15 protein-coding genes and 1 tRNA gene are annotated in these 18,341 nt (G+C 71.7%); 7 read left to right on the plus strand and 9 right to left on the minus strand.

All coding sequences use genetic code 11. From position 1 onward, the window contains the following. Positions 1 to 59: 59 nt before the first annotated feature. Together FRCN3DRAFT_RS0210475 and FRCN3DRAFT_RS0210480 are read left to right on the plus strand one after the other, a co-directional pair. Positions 60 to 353, plus strand: coding sequence for a WhiB family transcriptional regulator (locus FRCN3DRAFT_RS0210475; RefSeq protein WP_035924614.1), 294 nt, complete (start codon positions 60 to 62; stop codon positions 351 to 353). A 219-nt stretch (positions 354 to 572) separates the two neighbouring features. Then, positions 573 to 2,180, plus strand: coding sequence for an alkaline phosphatase family protein (locus FRCN3DRAFT_RS0210480; RefSeq protein ID WP_106410428.1), 1,608 nt, complete (start codon positions 573 to 575; stop codon positions 2,178 to 2,180). 3 nt (positions 2,181 to 2,183) lie between these two features. On the opposite strand, the gene FRCN3DRAFT_RS0210485 is transcribed toward FRCN3DRAFT_RS0210480, so the two are convergent. The 4 genes from FRCN3DRAFT_RS0210485 to FRCN3DRAFT_RS0210500 all read right to left on the minus strand — a co-directional run bounded on the left by FRCN3DRAFT_RS0210485 (position 2,184) and on the right by FRCN3DRAFT_RS0210500 (position 7,595). Further along, a complete protein-coding gene (locus FRCN3DRAFT_RS0210485) occupies positions 2,184 to 3,827 on the minus strand; it encodes an ABC1 kinase family protein (RefSeq protein ID WP_007515994.1) in 1,644 nt (547 codons plus the stop codon). Between the two features lie 145 nt (positions 3,828 to 3,972). Then, a complete protein-coding gene (locus FRCN3DRAFT_RS0210490; protein WP_007515993.1) occupies positions 3,973 to 5,064 on the minus strand; it encodes a hypothetical protein in 1,092 nt (363 codons plus the stop codon). 239 nt (positions 5,065 to 5,303) lie between these two features. Continuing rightward, positions 5,304 to 5,456, minus strand: coding sequence for a DUF5679 domain-containing protein (locus FRCN3DRAFT_RS53965; protein ID WP_007515992.1), 153 nt, complete (start codon positions 5,454 to 5,456; stop codon positions 5,304 to 5,306). 765 nt (positions 5,457 to 6,221) lie between these two features. After that, positions 6,222 to 7,595: a zinc-dependent metalloprotease gene (locus tag FRCN3DRAFT_RS0210500; protein WP_007515991.1), complete on the minus strand. Its 1,374-nt coding sequence runs from the start codon at positions 7,593 to 7,595 to the stop codon at positions 6,222 to 6,224. Positions 7,596 to 7,767: 172 nt separating this feature from the next. Between FRCN3DRAFT_RS0210500 and FRCN3DRAFT_RS0210505 the strand changes: the two genes are divergently transcribed. The 3 genes from FRCN3DRAFT_RS0210505 (at position 7,768) to FRCN3DRAFT_RS0210515 (ending at position 10,018) form a co-directional block, all read left to right on the plus strand. Further along, positions 7,768 to 8,280 carry a molybdenum cofactor biosynthesis protein MoaE gene (locus tag FRCN3DRAFT_RS0210505; protein ID WP_007515990.1) on the plus strand — a complete coding sequence of 171 codons (513 nt, stop codon included), beginning with the start codon at positions 7,768 to 7,770 and terminating at the stop codon, positions 8,278 to 8,280. Positions 8,281 to 8,380: 100 nt separating this feature from the next. Then, positions 8,381 to 8,836, plus strand: a complete 456-nt coding sequence (locus FRCN3DRAFT_RS43815) for a hypothetical protein (protein ID WP_007515989.1) — start codon at positions 8,381 to 8,383, stop codon at positions 8,834 to 8,836. Positions 8,837 to 8,941: 105 nt separating this feature from the next. Further along, on the plus strand, positions 8,942 to 10,018 hold the full coding sequence (locus tag FRCN3DRAFT_RS0210515; RefSeq protein WP_007515988.1) for a YlbL family protein: 1,077 nt from the start codon (positions 8,942 to 8,944) through the stop codon (positions 10,016 to 10,018). A gap of 257 nt (positions 10,019 to 10,275) precedes the next feature. Here FRCN3DRAFT_RS0210515 and FRCN3DRAFT_RS0210520 read toward each other — a convergent pair whose 3' ends face one another. Next, a complete protein-coding gene (locus FRCN3DRAFT_RS0210520; RefSeq protein WP_007515987.1) occupies positions 10,276 to 10,785 on the minus strand; it encodes a PPA1309 family protein in 510 nt (169 codons plus the stop codon). Positions 10,786 to 10,928: 143 nt separating this feature from the next. Here FRCN3DRAFT_RS0210520 and FRCN3DRAFT_RS0210525 point away from each other — a divergent pair, with 143 nt between their 5' ends. Both FRCN3DRAFT_RS0210525 and FRCN3DRAFT_RS0210530 read left to right on the plus strand, forming a co-directional pair. Further along, the gene (locus tag FRCN3DRAFT_RS0210525) at positions 10,929 to 13,973 is read left to right on the plus strand and encodes a UPF0182 family membrane protein (RefSeq protein ID WP_007515986.1); all 3,045 of its coding nucleotides are present in this window, start codon (positions 10,929 to 10,931) and stop codon (positions 13,971 to 13,973) included. A gap of 83 nt (positions 13,974 to 14,056) precedes the next feature. Beyond that, positions 14,057 to 14,130 (plus strand) — tRNA-Met (locus tag FRCN3DRAFT_RS0210530). 51 nt (positions 14,131 to 14,181) lie between these two features. On the opposite strand, the gene FRCN3DRAFT_RS0210535 is transcribed toward FRCN3DRAFT_RS0210530, so the two are convergent. From FRCN3DRAFT_RS0210535 to FRCN3DRAFT_RS0210550, 4 genes are read right to left on the minus strand one after another with little or no spacing between them, the layout of a single operon-like run. After that, the gene (locus FRCN3DRAFT_RS0210535) at positions 14,182 to 15,123 is read right to left on the minus strand and encodes a carbohydrate kinase family protein (RefSeq protein ID WP_007515985.1); all 942 of its coding nucleotides are present in this window, start codon (positions 15,121 to 15,123) and stop codon (positions 14,182 to 14,184) included. Between the two features lie 58 nt (positions 15,124 to 15,181). Next, on the minus strand, positions 15,182 to 16,006 hold the full coding sequence (locus FRCN3DRAFT_RS0210540) for an ATP-binding cassette domain-containing protein (RefSeq protein WP_007515984.1): 825 nt from the start codon (positions 16,004 to 16,006) through the stop codon (positions 15,182 to 15,184). Continuing rightward, entirely contained in the window at positions 16,003 to 17,037 is a 1,035-nt protein-coding gene (locus FRCN3DRAFT_RS0210545; protein ID WP_007515983.1) for an ABC transporter permease, read from the minus strand. Before FRCN3DRAFT_RS0210545 ends, FRCN3DRAFT_RS0210540 begins: the two co-directional genes overlap by 4 nt. A gap of 19 nt (positions 17,038 to 17,056) precedes the next feature. Continuing rightward, entirely contained in the window at positions 17,057 to 18,169 is a 1,113-nt protein-coding gene (locus FRCN3DRAFT_RS0210550) for a substrate-binding domain-containing protein (RefSeq protein WP_007515982.1), read from the minus strand. Positions 18,170 to 18,341: the final 172 nt, after the last annotated feature.

The following is an 18,341-nucleotide window of genomic DNA, read 5'->3' on the forward strand; positions in this document are numbered from 1 at the left end:
CCCCACTGGGGCCCGCGGCCTTTGTGTTTTTCCCTTCTGACCGCACCGAAGAGATTCCCGTGTCGGAGGTGACACCGGTGTTCGACCCCTCGATCGTTGCCCGGATCGAGCGGGAGCGTCTTTCGCTTCCCTGCTGGGACGCTGACCCCGACCTGTTCTTCGCGGAGTCGCCGGCGGACGTCGAGTCCGCGAAGGCGATCTGCCGCGACTGCCCTATCCGCCTGGCCTGCCTGGCGACCGCGCTCGACCGCCACGAGCCCTGGGGCGTGTGGGGCGGTGAGCTCGTGGTCACCGGCGTCGTGGTCCCGTACAAGCGCCCCCGCGGCCGTCCCCGCAAGGTGATCGCGGCCTAGACCCCGTGACCGTGCGATCATGAATTTCGATCACACAGCCGACGGGTTTCCCATCATCCGTACCTTCATCGCTGGCCGCCTGGCCGCCCGCACGGGGCGAGCCAGGCGGCCAGCTCCATCTCGTACCCCGACCGCGCCATCAGGTGTTCGGTGATTCGCCCCTCGGGGGTGAGGCGCGCGTCGCCTCTCGGTACGGTGTGCGCCAGTAGTGTTCCGATCGTGCCAAGCAGTGAGCGGACCTACCCCGTCCAGACCGGCGCCGGGCGGAACCCGTCCGGCTCTCTCACCTCGTCGCGGTCCGCTCAGCGGGCCCTGGCCACGGACGTACTGACGTCCCCCGAGCTGGATCACATCGTCGACCTGGTCGCCTGGGTCGACGACGGCTGGCTGCACGTCGCCAACTCCCACGGCGCGGCTCGGGTGCCAGCCGCCGCGCCCGACGGCCCGTGGCAGGTGCTGCGCGGCCGCAACCCGGTCGAGACGCGGGACCCGCTGCACGCGGTGGGGTGCGCCGAGGCGCTCGCCGACCCGTCGCCGCCGAACGAGCGCAACTCGTACCCGCTCGCCGGGCCACGGCTCGCCTCGGTCTTCGCCGACCCGACCCGCTCGCCCGACGTCGTCGTCATGCACACCCCCGGTCACTACTGGCCGGAGCGCGGCGGCCACCTCGGCGAGCACGGATCACTCGACGCCGGCCAGTCGCGCGCTCCGCTGGTGCTGTCCGGCGCCGGTGTGCGCGCCCGCGGCCTGCTGGCGTGGCACGCCAGGGTCGTCGACGTCGGCCCGACGCTGGCCGCGCTCGCGGGCGCCCCGATGCCGGACGTCGAGGGCGCGGCGCTGGCCGACCTGCTTGCCGACGACCTCGCCGGGACGGCGCTGCCGCGCCACGTCGTCGGCCTGCTCTGGGACGGCACCAACTGCAACGACCTGCTCGCGCTGGCGGCGCGGGGCCGGCTGCCGAACGTGGCCCGGCTGCTCGCGCGCGGCTGCGCCCTGACCGGTGGCGCGGTGGCTGAGTTCCCGAGCGTGACGCTGACCAACCACACGTCGGCGCTCACCGGCGTCGGCCCTGGCCGGCATGGAATCCTGAACAACGTCTACTTCGACCGGGCCACCGGCGAGCAGGTCGTCACCAACGAGGTGAGCGTCTGGCACACCGCCTGCCAGCACCTGCGGCCCGGTGTCCGCACGGTGTTCGAGGCGATCGCCGCCGCCCGCCCGGACGCGATGACCGCGTGCGTCAACGAGCCGATCGACCGAGGCGCCACCTACTCGACCTTCGAGCTGGTCCGGGCGCTGGAGAGCCTCGACGGCGCCGGCGGGATGGCCGACCATCTGCCGCGCGGCGACGACGACCCGCACACCAGCCAGGAGTGGGCGACCGCGGACCGGGACTACGGCTGGTCCAGCCGGGTCGACGCGCTCGGGCTCAAGCAGGTGCTCGACCTGTGGGGAAGCGAGGACCCGCCGGCCTTCACCTGGTGGAACACCACCGTGACCGACACCGGCCACCACGGCGGGGGGCCGTACTCGGCCGAGGCGCGGGCCTCGCTCCTGGACTCGGATCGCCGCCTCGGCGTCTTCCTGGACCTGCTGGACGCCCGCGGCCTCACCGATCGGGTCGCGATCATGCTCACCGCCGACCACGGCAGCGAGGGCGCGCGGACCACCTGCACCGGCGACTGGGACGAGGTACTGCGCGCCGCCGGTGTCACCTTTCGGGACGAGGCCTATGGCTTTCTCTACCTCGGTGAGCGCGATGACCTCGGCCGTGGCGAGCTGCCGCCCGAGCAGCGCCGCCCCGGTGACACCGAGACCACGCGCTGACGCCTAGCGCTCCGGCTGGTCCGGCTGGACCGCCGCGGGCTCGGTGCCGCGCTGGCGCGGTGTCCGAGGTGCGCGGGGCGCGCGGGCCCGGCGCTGAGGCGGCGGGTCGAACAGGATCGGGTCGATCGGCCTCACGGTGGCGCCGGCGCCACCGCCGGGCGTGACGGCGACCGTCGGCAGCGGGCGGCCGGGACGGTTCGCCCTGGTCGCGTGCCGGGCGGCGGCCGAGCCGGGTGGCGCGAAGCCGGGCTGCCAGCGCTCCATCTCCGCCCTGAGCGACGTCGTGGCGCCGAGCTGGCAGAGCAGGCCAATCCCGCTCATCGTGACCCGGTGGATCAGCAGGTAGGACGGCGGCAGATTGAGCTGGCGGGAGACCTGGGCGGCCGGCGAGCGCCAGTCCGCCAGCCGCAGTGCCTGTTCTCGCAGCCACTGGCGGGAGAACGTGAACTCCTCCTCGGCGAGCGCGTCGAGCAGCGGGCCGAGATGTTCCAGGAGCTCCTGGGCGTCGACCGTGACGTTCGGCCGGATGAACCCCTCCCGGCGCAGCCCTTCGATCACCTCTTCGGCGGCGTCCTCCTCCGCGAGGGCCGCGGCCTTGCCCACGCCGGCCGCACCCGTGCCCGCGCCTTTCGTGCCCGCGGCGGCGACAGCGCCGCTGGTGGCGGTGGCGCGACGGGCGTCGAGCGCGAGCCGGGTCAGCCGGCCCATCACCTCGGGCAGCCCGTCCGGCAGCCGCGCCACCGCGCCGAAGTCCAGCACGCCGAGCCGGCCGTCGGCCAGCAGCCGGAAGTTGCCGGGGTGTGGGTCGGCGTGCAGCAGCCCGGAGCGCGCCGGGCAGGAGTAGAGGAACCGGCACAGCAACAGCCCCGCCCGGTCTCGCTGGGTCTGGTCCCCGCTGGCGATGACGTCCGCGAGCGGGAGGCCGTCGAGCCACTCGGCGACGAGCACGTGGTCGCTGGCCGCGAGCGGCCAGGGGATGGCGATGTCGGGGTCTGCCTGGTAGGCCTCGGCGAACGCGCGCTGCCAGCTCGCCTCCAGCCGGTAGTCAAGCTCCTCGGCGACCCGCGCCCGCAGCTCCTCGATCAGTGGTTTGACGTCCAGCCCCGGCGCGAGCGCGCCGAACAGGCGCGCGGCGCGGCCGAGCTGGGTCAGGTCGGACAGCAACGCCGGACCGGCGCCCGGGTACTGCACCTTCACCGCGACGGGCCGTCCGTCCGACCAGACCGCCCGGTGTACCTGCCCTATGCTGGCCGCCGCCGCGGGCACGTCGTCGAACGAGGCGAACAGCTCCCGCCAGTCCGGGCCCAGCTCGGCGGCGAGCACCTTGTGGATGGTCGCGGCGGGCAGCGGTGGGGCGGCTTCCTGCAGCTTGGTCAGCGCCGCCCGGTAGGGGCCGGCGACCTCGTCGGGCAGCGCGGCCTCGAAGACCGACAGCATCTGCCCCAGCTTCATCGCGCCGCCCTTGAGCTCGCCCAGGACCCGGAAGACCTGCTCGGCGGTGCGCTGCTGGAGTTCCGTCGCGACGGCCTCGGCGGGTCGGCCGCCGAGACGGCGGCCGACGCCGAGCGTCGCCCGGCCGGCGTAGCCAAGGGGGAGAGTGGCGAGCCGGGCCGTCCGCACGACGGCCCGGCGGGGGATGTCGGACACCCCCCCATCGTCCACCTCCCGCGCAGCAGGCACCCCGAATTCGGAGATCACCGGCCGGCGGGGCGGTGCGTCGACGTACCATTCCGCCGGCCACCAGACCGGACGCGAGGTCTCGGCGACCGGGTGTGGGGCGGCTGGGGCGCGGTCAGCCGGAATCCGGCCGCGTCGAGGCATCGGCTGCGCCGCAGGGGCAGTCGGCGTGTGGCCGCCAGCTGCGCCGGCGGACGCGCCAGTCGGGGGTCGCGATCTCCAAGGTTCCCGCGGCCGTGGCCGGCAGCGTCGCTGCGGTGGGCCCGGCGTCGAGAAAGGCGAGCGCCTGGGCGGCCGTGAGCGCGCTGACCTGTGCGGCGAGCGTCACATCACACGGGTCCGGGCCGCTCTCGGCGCGCCGGGCGAGCTGCATGGCCAGCAGCGGCCAGGCCTCGTCAGCCGCGTACCGCCGCAGGTGCTGGCAGTGCAGGCACGACGTTCGCCCAGGCACGACAAGCGGCCCGACCACCCCGGTGGTCTCCCGGATGCCGGTGAGCAGATGAGGCACCCCGGCGCGCGCCAGTTCCAGCGACTCGTCGGGGCGTAGCACGGGCACCCCGACCGGGGCCAGCACGACCAGGTTCGGGTGGAACGGCGCGGCGGCGTCTCCGGAGCCCCCTGGGGCGCCGGGGGCCGGCTGCCGGGTCACCCGGCCCAGCGCCGCCATCGCGGCCAGTGCGCGGGGCCGGCCAATGGCGTCGAGACCCAACCCGCCGGGGGAGACGTCGGCTGGGCCGGCCAGTCCGGCATCGTCGACGACCACCCGCCCTACGCCGGCGGCGACGAGCAGCGTGGCGATGTGCGCGCCGACCCGGCCGGCGCCCCGGACGCGGACCCGGGCGCCCCGCCGCCCGGCGAGCACCCGGTGCGCGCCGCCGGGATGGTTGGCGGCCAGCGAGAGAGCGGCGAGATCCGGCCGCAGGCGATCGCGGTCGAGAGCGGGCAGCGGCGGTTGCTCGACGCCGTCCGGCGCGGCGTCGTCGAGCAGCCCGGCCTCGCCCAGCAGACCGAGCAACGCGGCGGTGGCCTGGTCGGCGCCGGTGGCCGGCCGGGTGCCGGCACGAGAGCCGTCCAGGGCATCGAGGGCGGCGACGTGCCCGGGTGTCACCCCGGGCAGGACGAGGGCGCGGGACGGGTCGACCCCGAGCTGCAGGGTGGACCCGTCCCGCCACAGGCGGCGCAGGCCTGGCTTGAGCATCGGGCGCATGGCGCACCTCCTCGCCCGGGCCGGCGCCGCCCGGCGGACGGCGAGGCGCTGGACGCACGTCGCGGGATGTGGGCGCGGTCCCCCGGACCGCCGGCCCTGACAGCGCGCACGATCGCACAGCGCTCGCCGTCTCGGTATCCGCGCGCGCACGACTGTGGACAGTGGCGGTTTGACAGCCACGTCAGCGCGTCGTCGGCGGTGTGCGGTGACCCGCCTCCGCCGCGTCCACCGCCCGGGCGTCAGGCCTTGCCGAGGATCCGGTTGATCGTCGACCCACAGACCGGGCAGGTCCCCCTGGCCATCCGCCGGCCCGACTCGCTGATCCGCACCTCACCCTCGTAGTGGCGCTTCTCCTTGCACTTGACGCAGTAACCCTCGTAGCTGTCGGCCACGTGGATCTCCCTTCCCAGGTCCGACACCCGGCCACGTCGCCGGGCGCGGACGCCCAGTGGTGCTCGGACACGGTGCTCGAGACGGCCGACGGCGGCGCTCGCCGCGTGGCTTCGCCGAACCCGGGTGGGCTCGCGTCGGCTGGCTGCCCGCCCAGGACGAGCCGGGGGGCGCGAAGGGAGCAGGGTCGCGTCCCGGCCCCTGGCACGGGCCGTCTCGGGCGCGGGGCCGATCCTCAGCTGGCCGGCCCGCGCCCGCCGCCCGGATCTCCTGTCCACCCAGAGGTCTGTGCGGTCTGTCCTCTGGGCCTGGCGGTCACGCGGCGGCAGGACCCATCCTCCCGAGCCGGACACCAGGCGTGGTCAGTGGGCCGCTCGGCGGCACGGTCCCGAGACCACCGTCCGGGCAGCGGTGACCGCCCGGCGCGTCCGCCGAGGGTCCGGCGTTCGCCGGGGAGGAGACGCCGGCGGTGGTCCGCGCGACCCTGCTCCGGATCGTCACGGATACGTTGCGTGCGGGAGCGGGACGTCTGTGGCGAAGCCCGACGCTCGCGCTTTCTCTCCGCGAAACGACCGAACCACCGAAGGCTTCCTGGTGGTGACGCTGAGGTGATGTCAGGTCGGCCTAGTCGACGGGCCGGTATCGCCGCACGGCACCCGGGACCGGGTAGGCGGGCGGCTGATCCCGGTTGGCAACCGTTGGCCCGGAGGTGTCCGCGCCGGGACGCACCCGGCGCGCTCCTTCAGCAGGGGTGCGTCACCCGCCGGCTATGCCGACGCGTCGGGATCCGGCTCGTCGGGACCCTCGTTGGGAGGCGTGTCCCGCAGCTTCTCGATCTCGGCGATCGGGTCCAGCAGGCTCGCCGTGGCGCCGGAGACGAATCCCTCCGGGTTGGCCAGGTCGTCCGCCGACGGCAACAGGTCCGGATGGCCCCAGACGGCGTCGCGCCCGTCGGAACCGCGCGCCACCCGCAGCGCCTCCCACAGCGCCGCGGCCTCTCGCAGCCGCCGCGGCCGCAGGGACAGGCCCACCAGGGTCGCGAAGGTCTGCTCGGCAGGGCCGCCCTCGGCTCGCCGCCGACGCACCATCTCGCGCAGCCGGGCGGCGGCGGGCAGGTGCTCGCTGGCCGCGATGTCGGTGACGTGGTCGACCCAGCCCTCGACGAGGGCGAGCGCGACCTCCAGGCGGCCGAGCGCCGCCTCCTGCTCCGGCGTCGTGGCGTCGGCGAACACGTCCTCGCCGAGCGCCTCGGAGAGCTTCTCCGGATCCGTGATCATGGTGGGGTCGACCATCCGCATGACCTGGCCCAGCGCCTCCTGATCGACGGTGATGCCGCGGGCGTACTCCTCCACGGTGCCGAGCAGGTGGGCGCGCAGCCACGGGACGTGGGCGAACAGCCGCGTCGCCGTGGCCTCTCGCAGCGCCAGGTAGATCCGGACCTCCTCGGCCTCGATGCCGAGGCCCTCGCCGAAGGCGGCGACATTCGCCGGCAACAGCGCGGCCGTCCCGACTGGCGCCAGCGGGAGCCCGATCTCGGTCGACGACACGACCTCCCCGGCGAGGGTCCCGATCGCCTGGCCGACCTGGGCGCCGAACAGCATTCCGCCAACCCGGTTCATCATCTCGACGACCGGGCCGCCGGCCGCCATCAGCTGGCCGAGGTCGAGGCCGGGCGGCAGCGCCGCCGCGACCTCCGGCGGCAGGCCCTCGGCGCCGCCGAGCTGGGCGAGGCCACCGGACAGGCCCGCGCGCATCGCCTCGACCACCTTCGTGGCGACCGGGTCGCACAGCGTCCGCCAGACCGGGAGCGTCGCCTCGATCCACTGCTGCCTGGACCAGGCACGGGCCGTCGATCCGCCGGCCGGCAGGGAGGTGACCGGGTCGAGCCAGATGTCGGCGATGCGCAGCGCGCCGGCGACGTTCTCCTCGTCCGCCGCGGTGATCGCCGGGTCGTCGGAGCCGACGGTCCTGGCCGCCACCTGCCGGGCAAGCTCCCAGTTGACCGGGCCACCCTGCCAGGACAGCAGTTTCTCCAACTCGGCGAAGAACGGCGCCGCGCCGCCGAACGGGCCGAGCGGCCCCTTCTCAGGGTCCCCGCCCCCATCACCTGGGGTGAAGCCGAACGGAAACTGGCTACTCATCGGCTCGACACCCTCGCTGCGTGCTGTGCGGACATGTATCCACCGTAGTGCGGCGTCGGCCGTTTCGGGCGCCGAGCGCCCGTACCAGCGACCCATCGGGCGTGGGCCAGGCCGCCACCAGACCTCATGATCAAGAAAGCCTCGGTTTGGTCACAACGGCTACCGTCGCCGTATGGACATCTCCCTGGCCGCCTCCTCGGTCGGTGCGGACGGCGGTGCGCTCGTCGTCGCCGAGCTGCGGGACTCCCCGCTGTCGGTGGACGAGTGCCTGGCCGCGGTCTCGCTGCCCGGGGCGGGCGGTACCGCGCTGTTCGTCGGGACCGTCCGTGACCACGACGACGGGCGTCCCGTCGTCGAGCTGGAGTATGTCGCGCACCCGCTCGCCGAGCGCGAGATGACAGCCGTCGCCCGCGAGGTCGCGGACGGCGCCGCTCCGGGGGCGACCGGCGCCCCCGCGAGCCGCGGCGTGCTGGCGGTCGCCGTGGTGCACCGCACCGGGCTGCTGACGATCGGGGACATCGCGGTCGTCGCGGCCGCGTCGGCGGCGCACCGGGCCGAGGCCTTCGCCGCGTGCCGCCAGCTCATCGACGAGGTCAAGGGCCGGGTGCCCATCTGGAAGCGGCAGCTGTTCGCCGATGGCACCTCGGAATGGGTAGGCGCCTGCTCAAGTGGGCACCTACGATAGAGCTGGGCCTGGACAGATCCTGATCATCTACCTCGCTGATCCCAACTCTCCTGGTCAACCCCCTTTTCGTTCGCTTCCCCTTCCTCGCGTCGAGGCCGCCATGTGGTTGCTTCTGATTCCCCCCGCGGCGCTACTGCTGGCGCTGCTGTGGACCGCGCTGCGCGGTCGTCCGAAGCGAGCCCGAGAAGCGATGATCACCATCGAGGGCTACCGCCGGAGCATGGACGCGCTGGCGAGACCCGTCGATCCCTCCGCCGGAAGCGCCCCGAAGGACGCGGTCTATCCGGGCGACGCCGTCCGGGGGGCCAAGGCTGCGGCCCCTGCCCGCGAGGCGATGGCTGGGCGGCCGGCCAGGCCCCCACGGGTGGAAGCCGTCGTCCCGGCCGCGCGGGTCGTCGACGACCAGGTGCCGGGGGACAGGGCGTCGGGGGACCGGATGCCGGAGGACAGGGCGTCGGAGGACAGGGCACCGAAGGACTCGGCGGACGCCGAGCTCGCGCGGCGGCGGGCGGTGCCGGAGGCGACCGGACCGCTGGGAAGCGAGCCGGCTCGCTAGGCCGGACGCGCGGACATCCCTGGTCAGCGCCCGGGATGTCTGCGTGGGCCAGGGCCGGTCGGTGGGAGCCACTGTCGGGATCTAGGCCTACGTAGACTGCGGGACATGGCCCGCAGGACTCAGACCCTGGTCGTCGCGTCGGTGCTCGCGCTGGTGCTGGGGATAGCGGGGCTGTGGCTTCCGGTGCCGTTCGTGACGCTGGCCCCGGGGCCGGTGACGGACACGCTCGGCAGCGTCAAGGGCGTGACGCTGATCGACATCAAGGGGCGCCAGACGTACCCGACCAGCGGGAAGCTGGAACTCACCACCGTCGAGGAGACGCCCCGGCTGAACCTGCTGGGCGCCCTCGAGGACTGGGTCGACGGTGATCGCGCGGTCGTTCCCCGGGAGCTGATCGAGCCGCCTGGCTCGACCCAGGAGCAGATCCAGCAGGAGAACACCCAGGCGATGCTGGACTCCCAGGATCAGGCGACCGCGGCGGCGCTGACCGAGCTGGGCATCGAGTCGACCGGCACCTCCGTCGTCGTGGTCGCCGTGCCCACCGACTCGCCGGCGACGGGCAAGCTGTCGCCCGGTGACATCGTGACCGAGGTCAACGGCACACCGGTGCATTCCCAGGTCGAGCTGCGTGGAGAGATCGGCAAGGCCAAGCCGGGCGAGGATGTCAAAATCACCTTCCAGCACGGCGCGACGTCGTCCTCCTCGTCGTCCTCGTCGAACGGTGGCGGCACCCCGACGACAACCGTCATCACCACCGGAACGGCTCCCGACGACAAGACCCGGCCGATCATCGGGATCACGACGACGGAGAAGCGGACCTACCCGTTCACCGTTCGAATCCGGATCTCGGACGTCGGCGGACCGAGCGCGGGGCTGATGTTCGCCCTGGGCATCATCGACCTGCTCACGCCGGGGCAGCTCACCGGCGGCCGGATCATCGCTGGTACCGGCACGATCGACACCACCGGCAAGGTCGGCCCCATCGGGGGCATCCAGCAGAAGATCCTCGGCGCCCGCGGCTCGGGCGCGACCGTGTTCCTCGTCCCCGCGGACAACTGCGCGGACGCGAAGAAGATGGCCCCGAGCGGTCTGACTCTGATCAAGGTCGACAAGCTCTCGAACGCCCTCGACGCCCTAGAGAAGCTCGGCGGCCCCCAGAGGTCATCGATCCCGACCTGCTGACTGTGCTGATGGTTCGCTCCGTCCGGGCGGCGCGCTCCGGCCCCGTACTCGCTTCGCTCCCATGGGACCTCCGCGCGCCGTCCTCCTGCGCTCACGCGCGCTCCTGCGACCTCCGCTGCGGCACCCCTACGTCGCTTCGCTCGTAGGGATGCCTCCGCGGAGGCGCGCCTCCGCGCCAGCTCGGTCGCGATCCGCTGGAACGTTGCGAAACCACAGCAGGCTCGGCGGGGCCACGTCGCTTCGCTCGTGGCTGGGCCTTACAAAAAAGTGGCGAAGAGGCCGTCGAACAGGGCGTCGGCGATGTCGGGGTCGACGACGATCTCGCGCTCGTCGTTGCGGCGGCGCAGGCACGAGGTGAACTTGCCCGAGCGGGTGACCGCGACGGCGACCCGGATGTCCTGGCGCTCCGGATGCCTGGTCGCCCAGACGTCGATCTCGTGATCCTCGTAGGGAATCTCTTCCTCGGCGCTCGGCGGCAGTACCACCAGCTCGGTGACGAGCACGCAGCCCTCGACCTCGTCCGGCCACCCGATCGTGCCCAGCATCTGCTCGAGCGGGCCCTCGGGGAGGTTCTCCTGCTCGATGGGGGTCAGCTGCCGTGACGCCGCCTCGCCGAGGTGATCGGTCAGGCTCGGGTCGTAGGCCAGCAGGTCCGCGGTGTGTGCGAGCGCGAAGAGCCGGTGAGGCTGGTTCCAGCCGCCTGTGGCGACGTACCGCTCGAGCTCGAGCACGACCTCGGTCAGCTCCGGGAGATTTGGGCTCGTCACGGGCCCATCCTCTCTGATCGGCCCAGACGCCTCTCGGGCCACCCCGGACTGCTGGCGTAGGTTGCCCGTAGTGGGCCAAAGCCCGAGCGCCAGGTCGACTCGGGGGAAGGCGGGCCAGAGCCTGAGGGCACGGAGGATGCACTGTGGCAGCGCAACCGTCTGAGCGGGGAGCGCCGAAGGGCGCGGTCCGCCGGCCGTTCATCACCCGGCTACGCGTGATCGTGCCGCTGCTCGTGGTCGTCCTGTTGGTGATCTTGTTCTTCGCGCTCACGCCGGTCTACACCGACCTGCTGTTCTATCGGTCGGTCAACTTCAGCAAGGTCTTCACCACGGTCCTGTGGACGCGGGTGCTGCTGTTCGTGCTGTTCGGCGCCGTGATGGCGGTCGCCGTCGGCACCAACCTGGTGCTGGCCTACCGGCTGCGCCCGCCGGTGCGGCCGTTGTCGGTGGAGCAGCAGAACCTGGAGCGTTACCGGTCCGCGGTCGAGCCGTACCTGCTCATCGTCCTGCTCACGGTGACGGCGCTGTTCGGCCTCGCGGCCGGCCTGTCGGCGGCCGGGCGGTGGCGAACCTGGCTGCAGTGGGTCAACGGGCAGTCGTTCGGCGTGCGTGACCCGCAGTTCCACCGGGACATCAGCTACTACGCCTTCACGTACCCGTTCTATCGGTTCCTGTTCGGCTTCCTGCTGAGCGCGGTGATCCTCTCGCTGGTGGTGGCCGTGATCACCCACTACCTGTTCGGGGGCATCCGCATCCAGCCCCCGCGGGAGCGGACCGCCAGCGCGTCGATGGAGCGGGTGACCCCGGCGGCGAAGGCACACCTGTCGGTGCTGCTGGGGCTGCTCGCGCTGCTCAAGGCGTGGGGCTACTACCTGGACCGGTTCGGGTCGGTCTTCTCGTCGCGCGGGGTGGTGTCGACGGGCGCGGGCTACACCGACGTGCACGCCGTGCTGCCGGCGAAGCTCATCCTGCTGTTCATCTCGCTGGCCTGCGCGGGCCTGTTCATCTACAACATCTTCCAGCGCGGGTGGACGCTGCCGCTGCTCGGCGCCGGAATCCTCGTGCTGTCCTCGGTCGTGATCGGCGGTATCTACCCGGCGATCGTCCAGCAGTTCCAGGTGAAGCCGAACGAGGCGTCCCGGGAGGCGCCGTACATCACCCGCAACATCGAGGCGACGCGCGCGGCCTATGGGATCGCGGACGTGAAACCGCAGGACTACCGGCCGGCGACGAACGTGAGCGCGGACGCCGTCGCCGACGATGTCGGAACCGTCTCCAATGTCCGGCTGCTCGACCCGAACAAGCTGTCGCGGACCTTCACCCAGCTCCAGCAGTTCGGCAACTACTACGGCTTCCCGGACACCCTCGACATCGACCGGTACACGGTCGGCACCGGCTCGGGCGCCACCCGTGACTACGTCGTCTCCGTTCGCGAGCTCGACCAGAGCGGGCTCGCGCCGGCGCAGCGCAACTGGATCAACGAGCACCTGATCTACACGCACGGCAAGGGATTCGTCGCGGCGCCGGCGAACACCGTCGAGGGCGGTAAGCCCGTTTTCACCGTGGGAAACCTGCCGCAGACCGGTCCGTTCAACATAACCAAGAACCAGATCTACTTCGGGGAGCTCTCACCGGAGTACTCGATCGTCGGCACGAAGCAGGCCGAGATCGACGGCGCGGGTGACTCCCAGAACCAGGCGACCACGAGCTACGACGGCGATGGCGGGGTCTCGATCGGCTCCATGTTCAACCGTTTCGTCTTCTCTGTCCGCTTCGGGGAGAAGAACATCCTCTTCTCGTCCGACATCACCGACCATTCGCGGATCCTCTATGAGCGCAACCCACGCGACCGGGTCGCCAAGGTCGCGCCGTGGCTGACGCTCGACGGTGACCCGTACCCGGCGGTCGTGAACGGCCGGGTGACCTGGATCCTCGACGGCTACACCACGTCGGACGGCTACCCGTACTCCGACCGCAACGCCCTCGGCGAGGTCACCGCCGACGCGGTCACCGGGCAGAACCGCACCCAGCAGGGTTCGAATCAGATCAACTATCTCCGCAACTCGGTCAAGGCCACCGTCGACGCCTACGACGGGACCGTGACGCTCTACGCCTTCGACGAGAAGGACCCGGTGCTGCGGACCTGGATGCGCGCCTTCCCCGGCACGGTGAAGCCGGCCAAGGAGATTCCGACCGCGTTGAAGGCGCACTTCCGCTACCCCGAGGACCTCTTCAAGGTGCAACGGGACGTGCTCGCCGACTATCACGTGACCAATCCCCGGGCGTTCTACTCGCAGGAGGACTTCTGGGGCGTCTCGCCGGCGCCGGATGACGCGAACAAGGATCAGCCGCCCTTCTACGTGTACAGCCAGCTGCCCGGCCAGAAATCGCCGTCGTTCAACCTGACGTCGCCGTTGATCTCCAGACGGTCATCGAAGCTGGCCGCGTACGTCGCTGTCTCCAGCGATCCGGGTAACTATGGGAAGTTCGAGGTACTGCGCCTGCCGCAGGGGGTGACGATCAACGGGCCGGCCCAGGTGCAGAACCTGATAGAGACCAACGGCCCGGCAGCCCAGAAGCTCCTGGCCTGGCGAGGGAACAGCTCCAACACCACGATCGAGACCATCGAGGGCAACCTGCTCACCCTGCCGGTCGCCGGCGGCCTCGTGTACATCGAGCCCTACTACGTCCAGGCCAGAGACGCGTCCAGGTATCCGACCCTGCAGGGCGTCGCGGTCGTGTTCGGCGACAAGGTCGCGTTGGAGGACTCGCTGCAGGCCGCGCTCGTCAAGGTGTTCGGCGACGGGGCCGGAGCGGCCGCGGCCGGCGCCGGTACCACTGGCGGAGGCGGCGGGACCGGGCCGCCGTTGGCCCAGGACGGCACCACCACGTCACCGTCGCCCTCACCCTCGACGAGCGCGTCACCGACCCAGGCTCCCGCCGGCGCGAGCCCCGAGCTGCTGTCTGCGATCACCGACCTCAACAGGGCCCGCACGGACGAGGAGCAGGCACTCGAGAAGTCCCCGCCGGACTGGGCGGCCTTCGGCGCGGCGCGGACGGCCGAGGACAAGGCGATCGCCCGGATCAACGGGCTGACAGGCGCCAGCACGCCCTCGGCCTCGCCGTCACCCTCGGCCGCGCCGCCGTCCACGACGACACCGTCGCCCAGCGCCGGTCCGTCCGGCTAGCGGCATCGCGATGGGGCCGCCCAGCCGGCGGCCCCATCGTTTTGACAGCCCCCGCCGACCGTCTGATACGGTGGTTTCACCGACGCGGGGTGGAGCAGCTCGGTAGCTCGCTGGGCTCATAACCCAGAGGTCGCAGGTTCAAATCCTGTCCCCGCTACGAATTCAGGCCCGGAGATCGTGGATCTCCGGGCCTGAATATTGTGATGCGTCAGATCTCCCCTCCCGCGGACACGCCCAGGGCTGCGTCCAGCTCGGCGCGGGTGGGCGGGTCGGCACCCTCCCTTCCCACCGTCAGCGCCGCGACGACGGAGGCCTGGGTCAGTACGTCGAACCACCCGCTGTCGTCGAGAGTCCGGAGAGCCTCGCGCCGCGCGGACCCGAGCAGGCCCAGGCGCCAGAGCCGGTCGATCACCCCCGCGCAGAAGGCATCTCCCGCCCCGATCGTGTCCACGACCTCGACCCGGTGGGCGGGCGCGGCGACGACCGCGCCCGGCGTGACGCACAGCGACCCGCGGGCGCCTAGCGTCACCACCACCGCACTCGGCCCCAGCCCGAGGAGTCGTTCGGCGGCCTGGGCAGGCGCCAGCCCCGGCAGCAGGTGCGCGAGATCCTCGTCGGACGTGGTGACCACGTCCGCGAGTCGCACGATGCGCTCGACCCGTGTCCGCAGACCCTCGACGGCTCCCATCGCGGCCGGGCGTAGGTTGAGGTCGTAGGTAACGGTCGCGGCTGGGGCCAGGCCGCGGATGAGTTCGGCCACGTGCTGGGCACCGGGCGGGAGCACGGCACCGAACGATCCGGTGTGTACCACCACGGGCCGCGCGGCTGGAGGGTCGGGAGCGACGTCCCAGTCGAGGTCGAAGACGTATGACGCGTTGCCGTCGGCCCGCAGCCGTGCCTGGGCAGTCGACGTCCGCGGTCCGCGCTGGGCGAGCAGCTCGATGCCCTCGTCGCGGAAGTGCGCCGCCAGCCGCGCGCCCCGGCGGTCCGTCCCGAGCCGGGTGGCCAACGTCACCGGATGGCCGAGCCGGGCCAGCCCCACCGCGACATTCGCCGGACTTCCGCCAGGTCGCTCGCGAAGCGAGCCGTACGCGCCGTGCAGCACGTCAACGAGCGCCTCGCCGACGACCAGTGCGCTCCCGGGCCTCACCGCGCCCTGGCCACGGCAGCCGCGGTCATCGCCTGGAGCGGCATGCCGGCGTCGATCGTCATGGCGCCGCACGTCCCGGGGTCTCGGCCAGCGTCGTGGCGCCGGTCATGATCGCGACGGCCTCGGACATCGTGTGCGACCTCGGCGTGATCACCCCGGCCGACCGCCCGAGCCGCTGAATCTGGATCCGGTCCGCCACCTCGAACACGTTCGGCATGTTGTGGCTGATCAGAATCACGGCGAGCCCGCGTTTCTTCACCTCCTCGATCAGGCGGAGCACCTGGGCCGTCTCCTTCACGCCCAGCGCGGCCGTCGGCTCGTCGAGGACGACGAGCTTGCTGGCGAAGGCCGCGGCACGCGCCACCGCGACCGCCTGCCGCTGGCCGCCGGAGAGGGTCTCGACCGCCTGGCCCATGTTCTGCAGGGTCCCGATGCCGAGTTCGGTCATCGAGCGCTCGGCGCTGGCGCGCATCTCCTTCTTGTCGAGCATGCGCAGGACGGAGCCGAGGACGCCCTTACGGCGCACCTCGCGCCCGAGGAACAGGTTGCTCGCGATGTCGAGGGCCGGTGCCACCGCGAGCGTCTGGTAGACGGTCTCGATTCCGGCGGCCCGGGCGTCCTGCGGGCGCTTGAACTGCACCGGGGAGCCGTCGACCAGAATCTCGCCGGCGTCGGGGATGTAGGCCCCGGTGAGACACTTGATCAGGGTGGACTTGCCGGCGCCGTTGTCGCCGATGATGGCCAGAACCTCGCCCGGGTAGAGGTCGAGGTCGACGCCGTCGAGGCCGACCACCCGGCCGAAGGTCTTCACGAGCCCGCGGGCCTCGAGGGCGGGGACCCGGCGTTCGGCCGCGGCTAACGGCTTGGTCATCGTTGTGCTCATGCTCGCACTTTCCTGATCCACTGGTCGACACCCACGGCGGCGATGACGAGGATGCCGATGGCCAGCACGCGGTACTGGTCGTCGACCCCCGCGAGTGACAGGCCGCTGCGGAACACCCCGACGATCAGTGCGCCGATCAGCGACCCGACCACGACACCGCGGCCGCCGAAGAGGCTGGTTCCGCCGATCACGACGGCCGTGATGCTCTCGAGATTCGCGTCTGTCAGCGCATTGGGGCTGGCGGCCCCGGCGCGGCCGATGAGGATCCACGCGGTTATCCCGAAGATCACCCCGGCCGCCACGTACACCGACAGCAGCACCCGGCCTACTCTGATGCCCGCGAGCCTCGCCGCCTCCGCGTCGTTGCCGACTGCGTAGACGTGCCTGCCCCAGGCCGTCTGGCCGAGCGCGTAAGCCGCGAGGACGTACATCACCGCGACGAGCACGACCCCGGTGGTGATCCGGAACCGGCCCGCGCCGAAGGTGTCGCCCGTCCAGCTCAGCACGTCGGGCATGGACGACGCCTGGATGCTGCGCGCCTTGGAGTAGAGCAGCCCAAGCGCCGTGAAGACGCTCAGCGTGCCGAGCGTGGCGATGAATGGCGGCACCTTCAACCGCATGACGAGCAAGCCGTTGACGAGGCCGCCCAGCGCGCCGAGGGCGACGCCGATCGCGATCGCGAGCCCGCCCGGCAGGCCCTGCTCGGCGGCGAGCTTGGCCATCACCATCATGGAGAGCAGGGTGAGCGCGCCGACGGAAAGGTCGATGCCCGCCGTCAGGATGATCAGCGTCTGGCCGATCGCCAGCGCCGCCACGATCGCTACCTGCTGGAGAACCAACGAGAGCGACTGCGCGGAGGAGAACCTCGGGTTGACGATCGTGAACACGACGAACGAGGCCACCAGCACGAGGATCGGGCTGATCGTGGGATGCCCGTGCAGGAGGTGCTGAACCGACTGCGTCGGCGACCGGCGCCGAGCGGCGAAGGCCTCAGCCGCCATGGCTGGCTGGTGCGGGATGGTGGTTGACACAGGTTCCTCCGTCCCGGTCTCAGCTGACGGTGCCCCAGCAGATCTTGCTGGCCTCGTCGGTTCCGATGCTGTCGACGCCCGCCGCCGGCTTGTCAGTGACCAGCGCCGCGCCGGTGTCGAAGAAGTCAAGGCCCGGCGAGGTGGCCGGCTTCGCGCCGCCCTTGGCGATCTGGGCGATGGCCTCGACGCCGAGCTGGGCCATCTTGAGCGGGTACTGCTGCGAGGTGGCCGCGAGCGTGCCGTCCTTCACCTTGCTGACGCCGAGACAGCCGCCGTCGACAGAGACGATGGTCGCCTTCTTGCCCGCCGCCGCGAGGGCCTCGGACGCCCCGATCCCGGCCGGCTCGTTGATCGAGTAGACCAGGTTGATGTTCGGGTTCTTGGCCAGGCAGCGCTCCATGGCGCTCTTGCCGTCGGGCTGGGCGCCGTTGGTCGGCTCGTTGCAGGCGATCGTGTACCCGCCGCCGCTGTAGGTGCCGGTCTTGGCCTCGTCACCGTTCTTGGTCTTGTCCTTGACGTCGATCCCCATGCCAGTCAGAAAGCCCTGGTCGCGGTTGTAGTCCACGGAAACGATCTTGTCGTTGAAGAGGTCAAGCATCGCGATCACGACGTCTTGGCCCTTCATGGTCTTGGCCGCCCACTGGCCGATGAGCTCGCCGGCCTTGAAGTTGTCGGTCGCGTAGGTGATGTCGACGGTGTCGGCCGGGTCGGGCGGGGTGTCGAGCGCGATCACGTAAAGGCCGGCGTCCCGAGCCTTCTTGATCGCGGAGTTCACGCCCGGCCCGTTCGGGGTGATGAGGATGCCGTCCTGGCCGGCCGCGATCGCGTTCTCGATGAGCGTGATCTGGCCTTCCTCGTCGCCGTCCTCCTTGCCCGCGCCGACGGTGAGGTCGACGCCCTGTTCCTTGGCGGCCTTCTTGGCGCCCTCCTGCATCGCGACGAAGAACGGGTTGATCGAGTCCTTGGTGATCAGCGAGACCGAGACCGTGTCGGACCCGGAGCCGGACCCGGAGCCGCCACAGGCCGCCGTGGCGGTGACGGCGGACAGTAAGACGGCCGCGCAGGCGATTCGGTGAACGCGGGAGCGGACCCGGCCGGACGCCGTGGGTCGGGTGTGGCGGGTTCGGTGCATCGTGGCGGCCCTTCTCTCGGCTGTCCGGCTGACCTCGGCCGGACCAGACAACGTTGTCAGGCGATAGTTCTAGCCGGATGGCCCCGTGTCAAGCCTCATATGTCTGGATGCTGGGTATGATTGACAGCGTTGTCAGGACCCGGTCCCACTGGTTTTCGGAGGGAGGCCGCGC

This window comes from Pseudofrankia saprophytica (assembly GCF_000235425.2).
Lineage (GTDB): Bacteria > Actinomycetota > Actinomycetes > Frankiales > Frankiaceae > Pseudofrankia > Pseudofrankia saprophytica.

What these genes read in the sequence shown, in the direction of transcription:
- FRCN3DRAFT_RS0210540 (WP_007515984.1), bottom strand. Translation starts at nt 16,006, where the DNA reads ATGAGCACAACGATGACCAAGCCGTTAGCCGCGGCCGAACGCCGGGTC.
- FRCN3DRAFT_RS0210515 (WP_007515988.1), top strand. Translation starts at nt 8,942, where the DNA reads ATGGCCCGCAGGACTCAGACCCTGGTCGTCGCGTCGGTGCTCGCGCTG.
- FRCN3DRAFT_RS0210550 (WP_007515982.1), bottom strand. Translation starts at nt 18,169, where the DNA reads ATGCACCGAACCCGCCACACCCGACCCACGGCGTCCGGCCGGGTCCGC.
- FRCN3DRAFT_RS43815 (WP_007515989.1), top strand. Translation starts at nt 8,381, where the DNA reads ATGTGGTTGCTTCTGATTCCCCCCGCGGCGCTACTGCTGGCGCTGCTG.
- FRCN3DRAFT_RS0210500 (WP_007515991.1), bottom strand. Translation starts at nt 7,595, where the DNA reads ATGAGTAGCCAGTTTCCGTTCGGCTTCACCCCAGGTGATGGGGGCGGG.
- FRCN3DRAFT_RS0210505 (WP_007515990.1), top strand. Translation starts at nt 7,768, where the DNA reads ATGGACATCTCCCTGGCCGCCTCCTCGGTCGGTGCGGACGGCGGTGCG.
- FRCN3DRAFT_RS0210490 (WP_007515993.1), bottom strand. Translation starts at nt 5,064, where the DNA reads ATGCGCCCGATGCTCAAGCCAGGCCTGCGCCGCCTGTGGCGGGACGGG.